General features: G+C 72.3%; 19 protein-coding genes and 1 tRNA gene. 11 read left to right on the forward strand and 9 right to left on the reverse strand.

Annotated features, from left to right (window positions below; genetic code table 11):
* Together QSK21_RS30155 and purU are read right to left on the reverse strand one after the other, a co-directional pair.
* Positions 1–663, reverse strand: coding sequence for a DUF6286 domain-containing protein (locus QSK21_RS30155; protein ID WP_285700852.1), 663 nt, complete (start codon positions 661–663; stop codon positions 1–3).
* A gap of 208 nt (positions 664–871) precedes the next feature.
* On the reverse strand, positions 872–1,732 hold the full coding sequence (gene purU / locus QSK21_RS30160; protein WP_285700853.1) for a formyltetrahydrofolate deformylase: 861 nt from the start codon (positions 1,730–1,732) through the stop codon (positions 872–874).
* Positions 1,733–1,880: 148 nt separating this feature from the next.
* Between purU and QSK21_RS30165 the strand changes: the two genes are divergently transcribed.
* The 5 genes from QSK21_RS30165 to QSK21_RS30185 are packed head-to-tail and all read left to right on the forward strand — an operon-like array spanning position 1,881 to position 6,521.
* Positions 1,881–3,065, forward strand: a complete 1,185-nt coding sequence (locus tag QSK21_RS30165) for an amino acid deaminase/aldolase (protein WP_285700854.1) — start codon at positions 1,881–1,883, stop codon at positions 3,063–3,065.
* Positions 3,066–3,099: 34 nt separating this feature from the next.
* Positions 3,100–3,768 carry an SIMPL domain-containing protein gene (locus tag QSK21_RS30170; protein WP_285700855.1) on the forward strand — a complete coding sequence of 223 codons (669 nt, stop codon included), beginning with the start codon at positions 3,100–3,102 and terminating at the stop codon, positions 3,766–3,768.
* Between the two features lie 27 nt (positions 3,769–3,795).
* A complete protein-coding gene (locus QSK21_RS30175; protein ID WP_285700856.1) occupies positions 3,796–4,953 on the forward strand; it encodes a carbohydrate kinase family protein in 1,158 nt (385 codons plus the stop codon).
* Positions 4,950–6,221 (forward strand): family 4 glycosyl hydrolase, encoded by a 1,272-nt coding sequence (locus QSK21_RS30180; protein WP_285700857.1) that lies wholly within the window; start codon positions 4,950–4,952, stop codon positions 6,219–6,221. The genes QSK21_RS30175 and QSK21_RS30180 overlap by 4 nt, the downstream gene beginning before the upstream one ends.
* Positions 6,222–6,263: 42 nt before the next feature.
* The gene (locus QSK21_RS30185; RefSeq protein WP_285700858.1) at positions 6,264–6,521 is read left to right on the forward strand and encodes an anti-sigma factor; all 258 of its coding nucleotides are present in this window, start codon (positions 6,264–6,266) and stop codon (positions 6,519–6,521) included.
* Here the strand turns inward: QSK21_RS30185 and QSK21_RS30190 are convergent.
* Positions 6,478–6,807: a DUF3618 domain-containing protein gene (locus QSK21_RS30190; RefSeq protein ID WP_285700859.1), complete on the reverse strand. Its 330-nt coding sequence runs from the start codon at positions 6,805–6,807 to the stop codon at positions 6,478–6,480. The genes QSK21_RS30185 and QSK21_RS30190 overlap by 44 nt on opposite strands.
* 180 nt (positions 6,808–6,987) lie before the next feature.
* On the opposite strand from QSK21_RS30190, the gene bcp reads away from it, so the two are divergent.
* Positions 6,988–7,461 carry a thioredoxin-dependent thiol peroxidase gene (gene bcp / locus QSK21_RS30195; protein WP_285700860.1) on the forward strand — a complete coding sequence of 158 codons (474 nt, stop codon included), beginning with the start codon at positions 6,988–6,990 and terminating at the stop codon, positions 7,459–7,461.
* A gap of 49 nt (positions 7,462–7,510) precedes the next feature.
* Here bcp and QSK21_RS30200 read toward each other — a convergent pair.
* A tRNA-Leu gene (locus QSK21_RS30200) sits at positions 7,511–7,594 on the reverse strand.
* Between the two features lie 138 nt (positions 7,595–7,732).
* Between QSK21_RS30200 and QSK21_RS30205 the strand changes: the two genes are divergently transcribed.
* The 4 genes from QSK21_RS30205 to QSK21_RS30220 all read left to right on the forward strand — a co-directional run bounded on the left by QSK21_RS30205 (position 7,733) and on the right by QSK21_RS30220 (position 11,480).
* Positions 7,733–8,758, forward strand: coding sequence for an anti-sigma factor RsbA family regulatory protein (locus QSK21_RS30205; RefSeq protein ID WP_285700861.1), 1,026 nt, complete (start codon positions 7,733–7,735; stop codon positions 8,756–8,758).
* Complete coding sequence (locus tag QSK21_RS30210; protein ID WP_285700862.1) at positions 8,725–9,642, forward strand: MEDS and STAS domain-containing protein; 918 nt, start codon at positions 8,725–8,727, stop codon at positions 9,640–9,642. The genes QSK21_RS30205 and QSK21_RS30210 overlap by 34 nt, the downstream gene beginning before the upstream one ends.
* Positions 9,642–10,559 (forward strand): anti-sigma factor RsbA family regulatory protein, encoded by a 918-nt coding sequence (locus QSK21_RS30215; RefSeq protein ID WP_285700863.1) that lies wholly within the window; start codon positions 9,642–9,644, stop codon positions 10,557–10,559. The genes QSK21_RS30210 and QSK21_RS30215 overlap by 1 nt, the downstream gene beginning before the upstream one ends.
* 129 nt (positions 10,560–10,688) lie before the next feature.
* Positions 10,689–11,480 carry an MEDS and STAS domain-containing protein gene (locus QSK21_RS30220; RefSeq protein ID WP_285700864.1) on the forward strand — a complete coding sequence of 264 codons (792 nt, stop codon included), beginning with the start codon at positions 10,689–10,691 and terminating at the stop codon, positions 11,478–11,480.
* Between the two features lie 4 nt (positions 11,481–11,484).
* Here QSK21_RS30220 and rdgB read toward each other — a convergent pair whose 3' ends face one another.
* Entirely contained in the window at positions 11,485–12,117 is a 633-nt protein-coding gene (gene rdgB, locus QSK21_RS30225; protein ID WP_285700865.1) for an RdgB/HAM1 family non-canonical purine NTP pyrophosphatase, read from the reverse strand.
* Positions 12,114–12,833, reverse strand: a complete 720-nt coding sequence (gene rph, locus QSK21_RS30230) for a ribonuclease PH (RefSeq protein ID WP_285700866.1) — start codon at positions 12,831–12,833, stop codon at positions 12,114–12,116. The genes rdgB and rph overlap by 4 nt, the downstream gene beginning before the upstream one ends.
* Before the next feature lie 129 nt (positions 12,834–12,962).
* Here rph and QSK21_RS30235 point away from each other — a divergent pair, with 129 nt between their 5' ends.
* Positions 12,963–13,664: an MIP/aquaporin family protein gene (locus QSK21_RS30235; protein WP_285700867.1), complete on the forward strand. Its 702-nt coding sequence runs from the start codon at positions 12,963–12,965 to the stop codon at positions 13,662–13,664.
* Here the strand turns inward: QSK21_RS30235 and QSK21_RS30240 are convergent.
* The 3 genes from QSK21_RS30240 to QSK21_RS30250 all read right to left on the reverse strand — a co-directional run bounded on the left by QSK21_RS30240 (position 13,661) and on the right by QSK21_RS30250 (position 16,182).
* Positions 13,661–14,410 (reverse strand): MBL fold metallo-hydrolase, encoded by a 750-nt coding sequence (locus tag QSK21_RS30240; RefSeq protein ID WP_285700868.1) that lies wholly within the window; start codon positions 14,408–14,410, stop codon positions 13,661–13,663. The genes QSK21_RS30235 and QSK21_RS30240 overlap by 4 nt on opposite strands.
* Positions 14,411–14,441: 31 nt before the next feature.
* Positions 14,442–15,278 (reverse strand): glutamate racemase, encoded by an 837-nt coding sequence (gene murI, locus QSK21_RS30245; protein WP_285700869.1) that lies wholly within the window; start codon positions 15,276–15,278, stop codon positions 14,442–14,444.
* A gap of 61 nt (positions 15,279–15,339) precedes the next feature.
* Complete coding sequence (locus tag QSK21_RS30250; RefSeq protein WP_352231342.1) at positions 15,340–16,182, reverse strand: thioesterase family protein; 843 nt, start codon at positions 16,180–16,182, stop codon at positions 15,340–15,342.
* Between the last annotated feature and the right edge of the window lie 204 nt (positions 16,183–16,386).

The following is a 16,386-nucleotide window of genomic DNA, read 5'->3' on the forward strand; positions in this document are numbered from 1 at the left end:
TCAGTCCTTCCGCCAGCGCAGTCGGACGCGCACGGGCGGCCCGTCCATCAGGTCCAGTTCGCCGAGCCGGGCCGTCACCGCGGCCTCCACCAGGTCGGTGATGTTGGCGGGGTTGCGGTAGCGGGTGGTGGCCCGTACCGACACCCGCCCGCTGAACCGGCCGCCCATCCGCACCCGCGCCCGGACGATGCCCGGCACGGCCAGCGTCGCCGCGGCCAGCGACCGCCGCACCGCCTGCCTGCTGACCCCCGCGGCCACGCGCGGGTCGGCGGCGCGCATCGGCATCACGCGCGGAAGGCGCCGCGGCAGCAGCGACGGCAGCGCCATCGCCGCGCCCAGAGCGACCAGGGCCACGGCCACGGCCCGTACCGGGCCGTCCTGCCAGGCCGTGCCGCGCAGGCCGGCGGCCCACCGGTCGGCCGGGACCAGCCGGGCCGGGGCGCCCAGCAGCGCGCTCACCACCTCGATCGCGGCAATCGTGCCGCATCCGAACAGCACCAGCGCGGCCACCAGGGCGAACGGTGCGCGCGACACCCGGAACTCGCGTGCCGCCAGGCGCCGTGCCCTCCGGACCGCCTGGGCCTCGGCGGTCGTGACGTTGTCCTCGGCGTCCCCGGCCGCCCCCACGACCGGACGGACGCTCTTGATCAGCGTGTCTCCCATACACCACCCCCGAGGTGTGCCGACACGTGTTACCCAATGGTGATGGAAGATGACGCTGAGCGAAACCGGATTGGTGGATCGAATACCTGCGGCCCACGTCCGCATGCGGACAGCATCCAGGCGGCCACCCTCCGGAAAGGGGGCGTCTCAGCGCCGGGCGTCTCAGCGGGCGGGCGTCTCCGGGGCGGGCGTCTCCGGGGCGGGCGCGTCAGCGGAAGACGACGGTGCGGTCGCCGTTCAGCAGAACGCGGTGCTCCGCATGCCAGCGGACGGCGCGCGCCAGGGCGAGGCACTCCATGTCGCGCCCGACGGCCATCAGGTCCTCGGGCGTGTGGGTGTGGTCGACCCGGGCGACCTCCTGCTCGATGATCGGTCCCTCGTCCAGTTCGGGCGTCACGTAGTGGGCGGTGGCCCCGATCAGCTTCACCCCGCGCGCGTGCGCCTGGTGGTACGGGCGGGCGCCCTTGAACCCCGGCAGGAACGAGTGATGGATGTTGATCACGCGGCCGGGCAGCTTGGCGCAGAAGTCGTCCGACAGGATCTGCATGTAGCGGGCGAGCACCACCAGGTCGGCCCGGTAGTGGTCCACCAGCGTGAGCACCTCGGCCTCCTGCGCCGCCTTGCCGCGCTTGCCCGCCGGCCCCTGCACGGGCAGGTGGTGGTAGTCGATCCCGTACGACTGGGCGAGGGGACGCAGATCGGGGTGGTTGGACACGACCGCCACGACATCGACGTCCAGCAGGCCGGAACGGTGCCGGTAGAGCAGGTCGTTCAGGCAGTGCCCGGCCTTGGACACCATGATCAGCACGCGCTGCCGCTCGGCGGTGTCGGTCAGGCTGAACTCCAGGCCCAGCTCGGGCGACAGCGCGGCGAAGGCCCCGCGCAGCTCGTCGGGGTCGGTGCCCTGCGCTCCCTCGAACTGCACCCGCATGAAGAACCGGCCGCTGTCGCGGTCACCGAACTGCTGGCTTTCGAGGATGTTGCATCCGCGCTCGGCGAGCAGCCCGGAGACGGCGGCGACGATCCCGGGACGGTCGGGACACGAGAGGGTCAGTACATATTCGGACACCCTCCGAAGCCTACGCGCCCCACACCCGTTCACCAGCAGGCTTACCGGTGGGCGGAAGACCGGGACGGGACGGGCGCACCGGCGCGAGAACGAAGGAAGAATACGAGGGATTTTCGCTTCACCGCCGCACTGTGGCACTGTGACGCCCATGAACCTCCGGGACCGATACGACGCCGCGACCGCCGGGCTCGAAGCCCCCCTGGCCGTCGTGGACCTGGACGCCTTCCGCTCCAACGCCGCCGGGCTGGCGCGCCGCGCCGCGGGCAAGCCGATCCGCGTCGCCAGCAAGTCGGTGCGCTGCCGCGCCCTCCTGGACGAGGTCCTGGCGATGGACGGGTTCGCGGGGATCATGGCGTTCACGCTCCCCGAGGCGCTGTGGCTGGCCCGCCACGAGACCAGCGACGACATCCTGGTCGCCTATCCGACGGCGGACCGCACGGCCATCGCCGCGCTGGCCGCCGACGAGCGCGCCGCCGCCGCCGTCACGCTGATGGTCGACTCGGACGCGCACCTCGACCTGATCGAGGAGGCCGCGGGCGGGCGGCCGGTACGGGTGTGCGTCGACATCGACGCCTCGTACCGGCCGCTGGGCGGGCGGCTGCGGTTCGGCGCGCGGCGATCACCGCTGCACTCCCCCGAGCAGGTGCGCGGGCTCGCCGAGCGGATCGTCAAGCGGCCGGGACTGCGGCTGGTCGGGCTCATGGCGTACGAGGCGCAGATCGCGGGCGTCGGCGACCGCCCGCCCGGCAGGCCCGCGCGGGCACGGGCGATCCAGGCCATGCAACGCCGGTCCCGCCTCGAACTGGCCATCCGCCGGTCGAAGATCGTCAAGGCGGTCCGGGAGCTGGCGGACCTGGAGTTCGTCAACGGCGGCGGCACCGGCAGCGTGGAGACCACCGCCCGGGAGAAGGCCGTCACCGAGATCGCGGCGGGCTCCGGGCTGTACCAGCCGCACCTGTTCGACCACTACTCCAACTTCAGCGGGCGGCCCGCCGCGCTGTTCGCCCTGCCGGTCGTGCGCCGCCCCGGCCCGGGCGTGGCCACCTGCCTCGGCGGCGGCTACCTGGCCTCGGGCCCCGGCGACGCCATGCGGCTGCCCCAGCCGTACCTGCCGTCCGGGCTGTCCTTCGACCCCGACGAGGGCGCGGGAGAGGTGCAGACCCCGCTGCTCGGCCCCGCCGCCGACCGGCTGCGCGTCGGGGACCGGGTGTGGTTCCGGCACACCAAGGCCGGCGAGCTGTGCGAGCGGTTCGCCGAGCTGCATGTGATCGACGGTGACCGGCTTGTCCGGACCGTCCCCACCTACCGCGGCGAGGGCGGCACGTTTCTTTGACCTGGACCGCGCTCCAGCGGCTACGTTGGCCGGTATGACCGACGCACCGTTGATCGGGGTCCGCGGCGAGGCCGTCCTCGAAGTGGAGCCGGAGATCGCCCGGCTGTCCGTGCACGTCCAGTCGCAGGAACGGGACCGGCGCACGGCGCTGGAGCGGCTCGCGGAGCGGAACCAGGCCGCGCTCGACCTGATCAGGTCGTACGGGGACGCGATCGAAAAGCTGGACACCGGCGGGCTGTCGATCACGCCGCGGCTGAGGTACGGGGGGCGCAAGGAGGGCGAGATCCGCGCCTACCAGGGCACCGTCTGGATCCGGCTGGTCGTCGCCGACTTCGCGGTGCTCGGCGAGCTGGTGACCAGGCTCGGCGACCTGGAGCGCACCTTCGTCCACGGGCCCGACTGGGGGCTGCGCCGCGACAGCGAGGTCTACAAACGGGCGGCGCGGGAGGCGGCGAACGAGGCCGTCGAGCGCGCCCGCAGTTACGCCGAGGCGCTGGGCTCCCGGCTGACCGGGCTGGTGGAGCTGGCGGACGAGGGGCTGACCAGGGACACCCGCCCGCACACCGAGAGCGTGTCGCTGATGGCGGCCCGCGGCGCGGCCGACACGGGCGAGCCGCCGCCGATCGACCTGGAGCCCGCCACGCAGATCGTCCGGGCCGCGGTGGAGGCCCGTTTCACCGCCACCGCTCCGGAACTCGGCTAGCTAGCACCGGCACACGGGGGACACCACATGACACGGGGACTGCCGGAATCCGAACCGCCCCTTCCGCCGCTCACCGACCCCTGCGCCGAGCGGGGGCCGGCCGGGGACCTCCTGCACAGACGCCAGGACCCCGGGACGGCACAGCGCGATCTGGACGTGTTCCTGACCGGCCAGGTCTTCATGGACATGATCTTCACGGGGCTGCCGGGGCTGCCGCCGCCGGGCACCGAGCTGGTCACCGACGGGCTCGGCTCGGCGCCCGGCGGCGTCGCCAACATCGCCGTCGCGATGAGCCGGCTCGGACTGCGCACCGGGCTCGCCGCCGCGTTCGGCGACGACATGTTCGGCGCCTACCTGTGGCGGACGCTGTCCGAGCAGGAGAACGTCGACCTGCGCTGGGCGCGGCAGGTCGCCGGATGGTCCACCCCGGTGACGGTGTCGCTGGCCTACGCCTCCGACCGCAGCATGGTCACCTACACCCGGCCGCTGCCGCCGCCCTCCGGCGACCTGGTCGCCACGGCGTCGTCCCCGCTGCCCCGCGCCGCGACCTGCTTCGTCGACATCGAGCGTCCCGTCCCCGAGTGGGCCCTGGCGCTGCGCGCGACCGGCGCGCTGGTCTTCGCCGACCTGGGATGGGACCCCACCGAGACCTGGTCGACCGACGTCCTGGACCGTCTCAAGGACGTGGACGTGTTCCTGCCCAACGCCGTCGAGGCGATGGCCTACACCCGTACCCGCACGCCCGACGACGCCCTGAAGGCGCTGTCCGAACGGGTCCCCGTGGTCGTGGTGAAGCAGGGAGCGGGCGGCGCGAGCGCGATCGACTCATCCACCGGCGAGCGCGCCCACGCCGCCGCGTTGCCCGTCACGGCGCTCGACCCGACCGGCGCCGGCGACGTGTTCGCCGCCGGATTCGTGTTCGGCACCCTCGCCGGATGGCCGCTCGAACAGCGGCTGCGCTTCGCCAACCTGTGCGCGGGGCTGTCGGTACGGCACCGCAGCGGCTCGCTCGGCGCGCCCTGCTGGGGGGAGATCGCCGCGTTCGGCGAGTCGGGTGAGGTGCCGGCCGAGGTGCTGGAGCAGTACGCCTTCGTCGTCCCGTACATCCCGGAGACCGAGCTGGAGAGCGGGCCCGACTCGGTCACCCGCGCCGAGCCGACCCTGCGCATGGGGGCCGTGCGATGAAGCTGGCGATCATCGGGGCGGGCAGCGGATACATGCCCGGGATCATCCGCGGGCTGCTGCACCGCGCCGCCGACCTGGACGGGACCGAGGTGGCCTGCCACGACCTCGACGCCGATCATCTGGAGCTGATGGCGGGTCTCGCCCGGCGGATGTTCGCCGCCCGGGGCGCCGCGTTCACGGTCACCACGCACACCGACCTGAAGCCCGCGCTGGACGGCGCGTCCTACGTCCTCACCACGTTCCGGCCCGGCGGGATGGCCGCCCGGCACCTGGACGAGTCGATCCCGCTCCGGCACGGCGTGGTGGGCCAGGAGACCGCGGGCCCCGGCGGGTTCCTGATGGCGTGCCGCTCCGTCCCGGTGCTCATGGCGATCGCGGCGGCGGCCGATCCCGGCGCGTGGATCGTCAACTACACCAACCCGACCAACGTGGTCACAGACGCCGTCACCCGCCACTCCGGCGCCCGCGTCATCGGGCTGTGCGACCAGCATGTCGGCGACACCGAGATGTGGGCCGGCCTGCTCGGGCTCCCGCTCGACCGGCTCGAGGCGGACTGGATCGGCCTCAACCACGCCACCTGGGCGCAGCGGCTCCGCCTCGACGGCCTCGAACTCGACCTGCCCGCCCTCCTGGACGCCATGGAGGTCCCCGGCGGCGGAGCGACCCCGTGGCGCGACCCGGCACGGATGGCGGAGCTGGCCAAGGCACTGGGCTTCCTGCCCAACTCCTACGCCAAGTACTACTTCTTCCACGACGACGTCGTCCGCGAGCTGCGCGAGAAGGGCACCACGCGCGCCGAGGACATCCAGGCCATGCTGCCCGCGTACTACGACGGCATCCGGGCGGAGGCGGCCAAGCCGGACCCCGATCCCAGCCGGGAGCGGGGCGGCGGCGAGCACGGCGAGTTCGCGGTGGACGTGATCTGCGCCCTGCACCGCGACGAGCGCCGCCGCATGATCGTCAACACGGTGAACGGCGGCGCGATCGCCTCGCTGGAACCGGAGGCGATCGTCGAGGTCCCCGCGCTGGTCGGACGTTCGGGACCGGTGCCGCTGTCCATGGGGCCGCTGCCCCGTCCCGTCCGCGGGCTCACCCAGGCGATCCACGAGTACGAGCGGCTGGCCGCCGACGCCGCCGTCACCGGATCGCGGCGCACCGCCCTTCAGGCGCTCATGGCGCACCCGTTCGTCCAGAGCAAGCACACCGCCGAAAAGATCCTGGACGAGGGACTGGCCGCGCACCGCGCGCACCTCCCGCAGTTCGCCTAGGGTCCCGTGAACATCCCAAGGCCAGAACACGTATTGCCTTACGTGGGAGCAGCAAGCGACTGCGGCGACTATCGGATCGGGCTCGGCGTCCTCGCCATCGGGCGGCTCGCCGGCACCGAGGCCGCCGAGTTGCGCGCGCACGTGGCCCGGTGCGGGCCGTGCCGGGCGGAGCTGGCCGAGCTGCGCGCGGTCGCCGACCTGCTCGCGCGGGCGCGCCCGTCCCGCCGGGAACGGCGCGGCGCCCCGTACCGGCTGGTCAACGGCGCCTGCGCCGCCTCCTCCAGACCACCAGGGCGGTGACCACCACCGCGGCGCCGACCCCCACGGCCGCGACCACCCGCGGGTCGGGTCCGCCCTGCCCCGGCTCGTCGTCCTTCTCGGGTCCCGTGCCGTCGGACGGCCTCATCATCGCGCCGACCGCCCTGGCGACCTGACCCGCCTCCTCCTTCAGCCGCTCGGCGCCGCGCTGCGCCACGTTGCTCGGGCTGACCCGCTGGGCCAGCTCGTCGATGGTCTGGGCGAGCTCCAGGCGGGTGCGCTCGATCCGCCGTTCCAGCGTCTCCGGATCGCGGGACCTGTCAGCCATGCCTGTTCCTTATCGTCGGGCGTACGTCCAGTGGCCTGCGCGGCACATGATCCGAACAGTCTTGCAGGTCTTCGCCGGAAACGCCCGCACGGCCTCGGCGGTGCCGGATCCGACGGATCGTCCCTTGCGAAGTTGTGGGTACGGTTGGACGCGATCCATCACTGAGAAAGGCGGTACCCGGTGTCCGAAAGGCTGGAGCCCGGCGACGTCGCCCCCGACTTCGAACTGTCCGACGCCGACGGCGCCACGGTGAGCCTGACATCGCTGCGGGGCAGGCGCGTGATCCTCTACTTCTACCCCGCGGCGCTGACCCCCGGCTGCACCAAGGAGGCGGTCGACTTCCAGGGCAGCCTGCCGGAACTGGAGGCCGCGGGCGTCACGGTGGTGGGCATCTCCCCGGACGAGCCGCGCAAGCTCGCCAAGTTCCGGGAGAAGGAGGGGCTGACCTTCCCCCTGCTCTCCGACCCCGACGCCAAGGTCCTCCAGGAGTACGGCGCGTACGGCGAGAAGAAGCTGTACGGCAGGGTGGTCGTCGGGGTGATCCGGTCCACCTTCCTCATCGACGCCGAGGGCAGGATCGAGAAGGCGTACTACAACGTGCGCGCCACCGGCCACGTCGACCGCCTGCGCCGGGACCTGGGGCTGGGAAGCTGAACGAGCCCCCGATAAGCCCTCGCCGAGCCCTCAATGAGCACTGGCCGAGTGCGGACGGGGGGACTCGAACCCCCACGGTGTCGCCACCAACAGGACCTAAACCTGCCGCGTATGCCTATTTCGCCACGTCCGCTGGGTATGCGGGCCAGCACAGCTTAGCGTTCGCGCGCAGGACCCCGACATACCTTTCGCCCCCGGCCCTTTCCGGCCGTGACGGGGAAGCCTAGGCTGGACGGGTTCCGGGCACGGTGGCGATCGTCAGGGTGGAGTCGTGAGCGAACCGGTCACCCATCGCGTGCTGCCCTATGACGGCATGGAGGGCTATCTCGCGGGCGCCGTCCCGTTCCTGCGCGAAGGGATCGACGCGGGTGACCGCGTGCTGGCGGTGACACCGCTGGGCAGCCGCATGATCCTGGAGGACGCGCTCGGCGCCGCCGCCGACGAGGTCGAGTTCGCCGACCCCTCCGACTGGTACACCCACCCCCCGCGGGCGATGGCCGACACCCTGCATCACGCTGAGGCGGCGCTGTGGGAGGGGCGGCGGCTGCGGGTGCTGGCCGAGCCCACCTGGACGGGACGTCCCCACGCCGAGGTGCTGGAATGGCAGCGCGCCGAGGCCCTGACCACTCTGGCGTACGAGGGCACCGGGGCCGCGTTCCTGTGCCCGTACTCGCGCACGCTGCCCGCGGGCGTCATCGCGGCGGCCCGGCAGACCCATCCGGAGACGGTCAAGGGCACCAGGTCCGTGGCCACTCCCGGCTATCTGGACCCCTGGACGTTCAGCGAGCGCTGCGACGCCGAGCCGCTGCCCGACCCGCCGCCCGGGGCCGACCGGATCCCGCTCGACCGGCCGGACCTGTACTGGCTGCGCCAGTACGTGGCCGACTTCGCCGAGCGCGCCCAGGTCTGCGACGAGCACCTGCAACGCCTGCTGGTGGCGGTCACCGAGGTGGTGACCAACGCGGTGCGGCACGGCGCGCCGCCGATCGTCCTGACGCTGTGGACCGACCCGGACGACCGTTCCCTGGTCTGCCAGGTCGCCGACCGCGGCCGATGGAGGGCGGGCGCCGACGCCGGGCTGCTCCCGCCGCGCGGCGCCACGCCCGGCACGGACGCCCCCGGACGGTTCGGTTTGTGGGCGGTGCGCCTGCTGTGCTCGCTCGTCCAGATCCGCACCGGTGAACGGGGCACCACGGTACGGCTGCGACTCCGCGCTCGCGGGCGTACGCTTGACGTGACCTCGCCGCCCACCATGGACGCGCAATGGAGACCAACTGGTTCGCCAAACGCCCGGTGAAGGACGTACGGCCGGGTGATCATGCCTGGCTGGCCTACTCGGGGGCGGAGGAGCGCGATCTCGTGATCGGCGGCTTCGTCGGCGAGGGACTGGACACGGGCGAGAAGATCGTCTACGTCACCGAGGCCGAGCCGGAGACCCTGCCGGGCGTCGCCACCCGCACCGGAGCCGAGCTGAAGACCTTCCTCGGCTCGCGGCAGCTCCGGGTGATCGGGCACCGGGACGCCTGCCTGGACGGGCGCGGCCGGTTCGTCCCGGAGAAGATGGCCGAGACCATCGACCGGGAGAGCGGCGAGGCGTTCGGCCAGGGCTTCCGGGCGGTACGGATCACCACCGACCACAGCTGGCTGCTGCGCGGCCCCCGCCGGCACGACCTCGGCCAGGTGGTGGGCTGCGAGCACCGGATGGGCAACGCGGTCGCGCCGTCCACCATGGCCATGGCGATCTGCCAGATCGAGCGGCGCGCCTGCCCGCCCGACGAGCTGGCCGCGCTGCGCGACACGCACGAGGTGCTGGTGGAGGTCGACCCGGAGTTCAGCGACGAGGTGCTGACCATCGTGCGCACCTTCGACCCGCCCGGCCTGCGGGTCGAGGGCGAGCTGGACTCCGCGCGGCACACGGTGTTCGCCGACACGCTCGCCAGGGCCTCGGCCGGGCGCCGCGTCGTCCATCTGGACGTGTCCCGGCTCGCCTTCATCGACCTGGGCGGCCTGCACCTGCTGACCCTGCACGCCAACGGCCCGGACGGCGTGCGGATCCTCCTCGACGGCCTGACCCCCGCCGTCGAGGCCGTGATCGACATGGTCGGCCGGCACCGCCTGCCCGGCATCGCCCGTGGCCGGCGGCCCGCGACACCGACCGATCGGTTCGGGGGCGCCATCTGATGACGCTGGAGCACAGGGCCTTTCTGTACGGCGGCATCGAGCACTTCCTGTCGGTGTCGGTGCCGTACATCGCCGAGGGCGTGGAGGCGGACGAGGCGGTGATCGTGGTCGTTCGCGAGCCCGCACTGGGCGCGTTGCGCGACGTCCTGGCACCGTACGGAGAGACGATCGAGTTCCACGACTCCGATGCCTTCTACCAGCATCCGGTGCGGACGCTGAAGAGCTACCAGGAACTCCTGCTGTCGAAGAGGCCGCGCAGCGTGCGCGCGCTGGCCGAGACGGTCTGGGGAGGCTGGACGCCCCGGCAGACCGTGGAGTGGGCCCGCTACGAGTCGCTGATCAACGTGGTGTTCGGCGACGCCGACGCGCGGGCGCTGTGCCCGTACGACATGGACGGGCTGCCCCAGCGGATCATCGATCACGCGCGGCAGACCCACCCCCTGCTGGAGGACCGCGGGCGCACGGTGCGCAACGCCGACTACGTCGAGCCCGCCGTGTTCGGCGGGCGGTGTGACCGCGCTCGCGCCTTCGGCCGTCCGCGGGGCGCCGACTACTACGCCATCACCTCGGACGACCTGCACGGCCTCCGCGCCTTCGTCGGCGAACGCGCTCTCCGGCACGGCCTGGACCCGCAGGCGGCGCAGCACCTGGTCACCGCCGCCAACGAGGTCGCCGCCAACGCGCTGCGGCACGGATCACCGCCGATGGGCGCGTGGGTGTGGGCGGACGGGCCGGAGCTGCTGTGCGAGGTCGGCGACAACGGCCTGTGGCACGCCGGGCCGCTGGTCGGCTTCGTCCCGCCCGACTCCGCCCTGGAACGGGGCTTCGGGCTGTGGACGGTACGGCTGCTGGTGGATCTGATGGAGCTGCGGGCGGGCTGGGACGGGACGTTCGTCCGCCTCCACGTCCGGCGTTGACGCAGGTCGCGGACGAAACCCGAAGCCACGGAAAGTTTCAGATAGCGACGAAAACCCTTGCCGGTCCCCGCATCCCGGCGGTCCCCGGCCGTACCCTGGAAGGGGTCGGCGAGCCCCTGGGGAGGCGTCATGGAGACCCTCTGGTCCATTCGGAGGCCGGTCGGCGAACTGCGTCCCGGGGACCACTGCTGGCTCGCGTACGAGAGCCCTGAGGAGCGCAGCCACGTCGTCGGCGCGTTCACCCGCGCGGGCCTGGACTCCGGGGAGAAGGTCGTCCACGCTCCCGGCCGGACCGTCCCCGCCGGGCGCAACGGGTCGGGGCTCGCGCCCGAGGCGCTGCTGACCTGGGTGAAAGACGCGACCGCCCAGGCCATGCGGCAGGGCCACCGGGGCGTGCGGATCGTCGCGGACCTCTCCTGGGCACTGGACCATCCCCAGGGCCTGGAGTCGCTGTCCGAGTTCGAGCGCGGTCTCGACCTCCTGGTCGGCGAGTCCGCTCAGGTCATCGCCGTCTGCCAGGTCGACCGGCGCCGCTGCGGTCCCGCCGACCTGGACGCGCTGGGCGCGCTGCACGGCGGCGCCGTCGCCGCCGACCCCGAGTTCGAGGACGACGTCCTCCGGATCGACCGCACGTTCCACCCGCCGGGGCTCGCCTTCACCGGGGAGTTGGACGCCTTCCGGCACTCCGCCCTGGTCCGGGTGCTGGGCACCGCCCGTGCCCACGCCAAGGACGGCGAGCTCCATCTGGACATGTCCGGGCTCGTCTTCATGGATCTCGGCGCCCTCAACATCCTGGCCGACACGGCGGCCCGTCCCCTGCACGACCGCGCCATCGTTCTTGACCGCATGCCGCCGCACCTCCGCGGCATCATGGACGCCGTGGGCTGGCACATGCTCCCCGGCGTACGCCTGGGCGCCTGACCGCTCAGCGGCGCGCCGAGCCCAGCGCCCCCGGCAGCAACCCCGCGAGGGCGCGGAAGGCCCGGCCTCGATGGCTGATGGCGTCCTTCTCCTCGGGGGTGAGCTCCGCGGACGTGCGGGTCTCGTCGTCCGGGACGAAGATCGGGTCGTAGCCGAAGCCGCCGGTGCCGCGCGGGGCGCGGATGATCCGGCCGTGCATGCGGCCCTCCACGACATGCTCGGCGCCGGACGGCACCACCAGCGCAGCCGCGGCCACGAAGTGCGCGCCGCGGTGCTCGTCGGGGACCTCGGCGAGCTGGTCGAGGACGAGCCGCAGGTTGGCCTCGTCCTTGTCGGGCGAGGCGTCGCCGAACCGGCCCGACCAGCGGGCCGACAGCACGCCCGGCATGCCGTTCAGGGCGTCCACGCACAGGCCCGAGTCGTCCGCGACGGCGGGCAGGCCGGTGGCGGCGGCGATCGCCCTGGCCTTCAGCAGCGCGTTGCCCTCGAAGGTCAGCTCGGTCTCCGGCACCTCGGGGGCGTCCGGGAAGCCGTCGAGGCCGACCACCTCGACCCCCTGCCCGCTGAGGATGCGCTCCAGTTCGGCGATCTTGCTCTTGTTGCGCGAGGCGAGGACGATCGTCCGCACGCCGGTCACCGGCCCAGAACCTCGTTCTGCAGGCGGGTGAGCTCCGCGCAGCCGCCGGCGGCCAGGTCGAGCAGCGCGTCCAGCTCGGCACGGTCGAACGGGACGCCCTCGGCGGTGCCCTGCACCTCGACGAACCGGCCGTCGCCGGTGCAGACCACGTTCATGTCGGTCTCGGCGGCCACGTCCTCCTCGTAGCACAGGTCGAGCCGCGGCTGCCCCTTCACGACGCCCACGCTGACCGCCGCGACGGAGTTGATCAGCGGGTCGCCCTTGCACAGGCCCCGTTTGCGCATCCACTCCACCGCGTCCGCCAGCGCGATGTAGGCGCCGGTGACCGCGGCGGTGCGGGTGCCGCCGTCGGCTTGGAGCACGTCGCAGTCGAGCTGGACGGTGTTCTCCCCGAGCGCCTTGTAGTCGACGCAGGCCCTGATGGACCGGCCGATCAGCCGGGAGATCTCCTGGGTGCGGCCGCCGAGCCTGCCCTTGACCGACTCGCGGTCGTTGCGGGTGTTGGTGGCGCGGGGCAGCATCGCGTACTCGGCGGTGACCCAGCCGAGGCCGCTGTCGCGGCGCCAGCGGGGCACCGAGTCCTGGACGGACGCTGCGCACAGCACCCGGGTGCCGCCGAACTCGATCAGCACCGATCCCTCGGCGTGGTCGAGCCAGCCGCGCTGGAAACGGACGGGACGGAGCTGATCGGGTGCGCGATCGTCGGGTCGGGCCATGGGACCCACCCTAGGGCCTTGGACACCGCGCCGCCTCCATCCCCCTCCACCGGCGACCCGCGTCCCATGGTTGATCCAGCTCCGGACGGTAATCACACTCATTGAGTCGTGACCGGGGGGATGGGCTCAATGAACAGATATATCGCCGAGGCGGCGGGAACCGCGCTGCTGGTGTTCTTCGGAGTGGGCGCCGCCGTCTTCGGCCTGGCGCAGATCGGCACGCTCGGGGTGGCGCTGGCGTTCGGGCTGGTGCTGCTGACGCTCCTGTACGCGATCGGCCCGGTCTCGGGCGCCCACCTGAACCCGGCGGTGACCGTCGGGTTCCTGGTGGCCAGGCGGATCTCGGCCACCGAGGCCGGCGTCTACATCGTCGCGCAGGTGATCGGCGGCTTCATCGGGATGGGCGTGATCCGGCTGATCTCCACCGCCGGCGCGGTGGAGATGCAGGTGAACGGCGCCAACAGCTACGGGGAACGGATCAATGTCGGCGGGGCGTTCCTGCTGGAAGTGATCATGACGTTCATGCTGGTGCTGGTCTGGCTGATGGTGACCCGCGGCAACGACGTGTACGCCTTCGACGGCCTGGCCATCGGCCTGACGCTGGCGCTGGTCCACCTGATCGGGATCCCGCTGACCGGCACGTCCGTCAACCCCGCCCGCTCGATCGGACCGGCCCTGTTCGGCGGCTCGACGGCGCTGTCACAGGTCTGGCTGTTCATCGTGGCGCCGCTGGTGGGCGGCGTGCTGGCGGCGCTGACCGAGCAGTCCCTGCGCACGTCCAGCCTCCGCACTCCGAACGAGCCCGCGCCGGAGGTCCGGTCGCCGCGCTAGACCTCGTAGACGGCGCCGACCCGGGCCAGCTCGATCGGGCCGCGGAAGTCGCCCTTCCTGGCCTCCGCGAGCGTCTGCTCCGGGCTGTTCCATGGCAGCAGATGGGTGAGGACGAGGGTGCTGACGCCCGCCTTGAACGCGTGGTCGGACGCCTCCCGTCCGGTGAGGTGCATGTCGGGGGGCAGCCCGGGACGCTGGACGAACGCGGCCTCGCAGAGGAAGAGGTCGGCGCCGCGGGCCAGATCGACCAGCTCGGGGCAGGGGCCGCTGTCGCCCGAGTAGGTCAGCGTGCGATCGCCGTGCTCGATCCGCAGCCCGTACGCCTCCACGGGATGGTTCATGAGCGCGGTGGTCACCGTGAACGGCCCGATCGTGGCCGGCCCCGGCTCCAGCGGCCGGAAGTCGAAGGTGTCCAACATCCCGGGATTCGGCTCCAGCTCGTACGCCTTGACCATGTGGTCGGCGGTGCCGGTGGGCCCGTACACGGGGATCCTGGGCGCGGGACCGCCGGGGCAGTAGGTGCGGGCGATCCAGTAGACGCACAGGTCGAGGCAGTGATCGGGGTGCAGGTGGGTGATGCAGATCGCATCGATGTCCAGCACGTCGTGAAAGCGCTGAAGCGTTCCCACCGCCCCGTTGCCCAGGTCGAGAAGCAGGGAGAAGCCCTCCGCCTCGACCAGGTAACAGGACGCGGGGCTGTCCGGCCCCGGGAAGCTGCCCGAGCAGCCGATCACAGTGACCCGCACGCTCACTCCTCCTCTTGATGTCCCCGAGGAATCAGGTGATCAGAGCCGTGTGCTCCATGGCCTCCACGAAACCGATCTCCGGTCCGAGGAAACGGCGGCCGAGCGCTGCGAACACGGCGGGGTCTCCGGTCGCACGGAACCGGTGCGCGGGGGGCGGCAGGGCTTCCGCGCGGGCCATTCCACGGTCGTGCAGCACGCGATAGACGTCCTTCGCGGTCTCATCGGCACTTGAGACCAGTGTGACCCCGTCGCCGACGACATACGAGATCACACCGGTTAGCAATGGGTAGTGGGTGCACCCCAGGATGAGCGTGTCGCACCCGGCCTCGATGATCGGCGCGAGGTACTCGCGTGCGTCCTCCAGCAGCTCATCGCTCATCGTGACGCCCCGCTCCACGTACTCCACGAAACGCGGGCAGGCCGCAGCCACCAGCTCGATGTGCGGCGCGGCGGCGAAGGCGTCCTCGTACGCCCTGCTGGTCACGGTGGCCTGGGTGGCGATCAGCCCGACCCTGCCGTTACGGGTGGCACGAGCGGCCCGCCGGGTGGCCGGGTTGATCACCTCGATCACCGGCACGTCATAGCGCTCGCGGGCGTCCCTCAGCATGGCCGAGCTGGCGCTGTTGCAGGCGATCACCAGCATCTTCACACCCTCGGCGACGAGCTGGTCCAGCATCTCCAGCGCGTACGCGCGGACCTGCGCGATCGGGCGCGGCCCGTACGGCTGGCGCGCGGAGTCACCCAGATAGATGACCGGCTCGTGCGGCAGCTGGTCGAGAATCGCGCGGGCCACGGTCAGCCCTCCGAACCCGCTGTCGAAGATGCCGATCGGCGCGTCGGGCGAACGCGTGCCGAAAGATTCCGACATGGTCCACAAGGCTAGGCGAGATCCCGCCGCAGAAGCGTGTCATGCGTCGTACATCACATGGTCACATGACTGAAACGCGGCTACCCCTTGCGGCGCGCGAGAGACGGGCGAGCTGCCGGCTCTGCGCGACCAGCCTTCCGGCCGAGTCCCACACCTCGACCTCCTCGTCGAACCACCCGCCGCTGACCAGCCGCCCGCTCCCGTACAGCGCCAGCGGACCGGGCGCCGGCAGCTCACGCAGATGCCAGGTCATCTCCACGGTGGGCGCCCACCCGGTGGACCCGATGTTCGTCGCGACCGGCGGCAGCGCGTCCACGGCGACGGCCAGCACGTAGGGGTCGGGCTCCGTCCCGTCCGCCATCCGGAACCAGGACCGCAGCTCCAGCCTGCCGCTGGGCTCCCCGTCCAGCCACCGCATGGTGGACGGGTCGAACCGCATGTCCACCCGGTCGGCGAACCCCCGCACCCGGGCGGGCCCCTGCTTCATCGACTCCGGGCAACTCTCGATGGGCGGCAGCGCGGGAACCGGCGGCTCCCCCCTCCACTCGTGCTCCCCGCCTTCCCCCAGGGTCCCCGTGACGATCAGGGCCTCCACCAGCCGCTCCCCGCCCTGAACGAGCGACGCCCGCGCGGTGGCGGCGGTACGCCCCACCTTGACCGTCTCCACCAGAACCTCGGCCCGCCCCGCCGCGGCCGGCCGCAGAAAGGTGGCGGCGGTGGACAACGGATGCTCGTGCGGTGACTCCGCGACGACGGCCTTGTCCAGCACGGCCATCAGGTAACCGCCGTTCAGAGCGGTCCCGATCACATACCCGCCGTCCAGCTCGACCTCATACCGGCCGTCCGCGACCTGCTTCACCGCCGTGGCGTCCAAGAACCCGCTCATCCCCACCTGCCCGTCCACGCCGCGAAGCCAGTACTAGAACCGCGTTCGAGTATAAGCCGCGCAAAAATCTTCACCACGCCCAGCCCCCACCAGCCCCCAACGGGGGCAAGGGGCAAAGCCCCCAAACAGGGGCAAGGGGCAAAGCCCCCAAACGGGGGCAAGGGGCGGAGCCCCAACGGGGGTGCAGGGGGCGGAGCCCCCTGCCGGGGGTGTCGGGGGCGG

Origin of the sequence: Actinomadura sp. NBRC 104412 (assembly GCF_030269515.1) — a bacterium.
Taxonomy (GTDB): Bacteria; Actinomycetota; Actinomycetes; order Streptosporangiales; family Streptosporangiaceae; genus Spirillospora.

Excerpts from the sequence above, each read along its gene's own strand:
- murI (WP_285700869.1), bottom strand. The coding sequence starts at position 15,278 with ATGTCGGAATCTTTCGGCACGCGTTCGCCCGACGCGCCGATCGGCATC.
- QSK21_RS30215 (WP_285700863.1), top strand. The coding sequence starts at position 9,642 with ATGACGCTGGAGCACAGGGCCTTTCTGTACGGCGGCATCGAGCACTTC.
- QSK21_RS30210 (WP_285700862.1), top strand. The coding sequence starts at position 8,725 with ATGGAGACCAACTGGTTCGCCAAACGCCCGGTGAAGGACGTACGGCCG.
- QSK21_RS30155 (WP_285700852.1), bottom strand. The coding sequence starts at position 663 with ATGGGAGACACGCTGATCAAGAGCGTCCGTCCGGTCGTGGGGGCGGCC.
- QSK21_RS30170 (WP_285700855.1), top strand. The coding sequence starts at position 3,100 with ATGACCGACGCACCGTTGATCGGGGTCCGCGGCGAGGCCGTCCTCGAA.
- QSK21_RS30220 (WP_285700864.1), top strand. The coding sequence starts at position 10,689 with ATGGAGACCCTCTGGTCCATTCGGAGGCCGGTCGGCGAACTGCGTCCC.
- rph (WP_285700866.1), bottom strand. The coding sequence starts at position 12,833 with ATGGCCCGACCCGACGATCGCGCACCCGATCAGCTCCGTCCCGTCCGT.
- QSK21_RS30175 (WP_285700856.1), top strand. The coding sequence starts at position 3,796 with ATGACACGGGGACTGCCGGAATCCGAACCGCCCCTTCCGCCGCTCACC.
- QSK21_RS30235 (WP_285700867.1), top strand. The coding sequence starts at position 12,963 with ATGAACAGATATATCGCCGAGGCGGCGGGAACCGCGCTGCTGGTGTTC.
- QSK21_RS30180 (WP_285700857.1), top strand. The coding sequence starts at position 4,950 with ATGAAGCTGGCGATCATCGGGGCGGGCAGCGGATACATGCCCGGGATC.
- QSK21_RS30190 (WP_285700859.1), bottom strand. The coding sequence starts at position 6,807 with ATGGCTGACAGGTCCCGCGATCCGGAGACGCTGGAACGGCGGATCGAG.
- QSK21_RS30165 (WP_285700854.1), top strand. The coding sequence starts at position 1,881 with ATGAACCTCCGGGACCGATACGACGCCGCGACCGCCGGGCTCGAAGCC.